At 45.9% G+C, this 647-nt stretch carries 1 protein-coding gene; it reads left to right on the top strand.

Annotated features, from left to right (window positions below):
* Positions 1–244: 244 nt before the first annotated feature.
* A complete protein-coding gene (locus A3756_RS03085) occupies positions 245–592 on the top strand; it encodes a hypothetical protein (RefSeq protein WP_068514779.1) in 348 nt (115 codons plus the stop codon).
* Positions 593–647: the final 55 nt, after the last annotated feature.

Raw genomic sequence — 647 nt, 5'->3', positions numbered from 1 at the left:
AGGGAAGCCGCTACCCCAGTGGCACCCCTTGATCGCGGGTAGCAAAATTATGATGCATGAAAATCACATTTCGGTGCGCTCAAAAGCAATCAGCGAAAGCCTGGTTTCAGAAGACGATTGGGAAGACTACATAATTTAGTTTGTTATGGCTGTCAGGCAGATGAACTACACTAAAAATTGCGAATTAATAATGAGATGGGCTCGCTCGATCTTGTTTAGTTGATATAGGCTTAAGGATAGATAGTTGGAAAGTTTTTCATACCTTGCTGCGTGGGCAGTGTACCTGATTTCCGCGCTCGTGATGATTGCCGTATTTTGGCGAATGACCAGAAATCTCAAGCTACGTCGAACCCGGCGATCTTTAAGGGTTCTGGTTGCCGTCCTCTTGTTAACGCCTATCAATATTGCGACAGATGCAAGTATTTGGCTGGCACCCGCCTACCTTGTTGGTGCTTATGACTGGGTTTTGGGTCACACAGATAAAGCGCTTCAAGCAGGGGTTTATATTGCCGCCGCTTATGCATTAATGATCGTTGTGGTGATGTTGGAATCGGTTATGAGAAGACTCTTGGGTATGGAGAAGGCTGGATGAGTGGTATCGAAACAGGCTTGTATCAGCATTATAAGGGGGCTGAATACGAGGTACT

Source organism: Oleiphilus sp. HI0086 (assembly GCF_001635225.1).
Note: the sequence above shows the minus strand (reverse complement) of the source record. Positions and strands in the feature narration are given on the sequence as shown.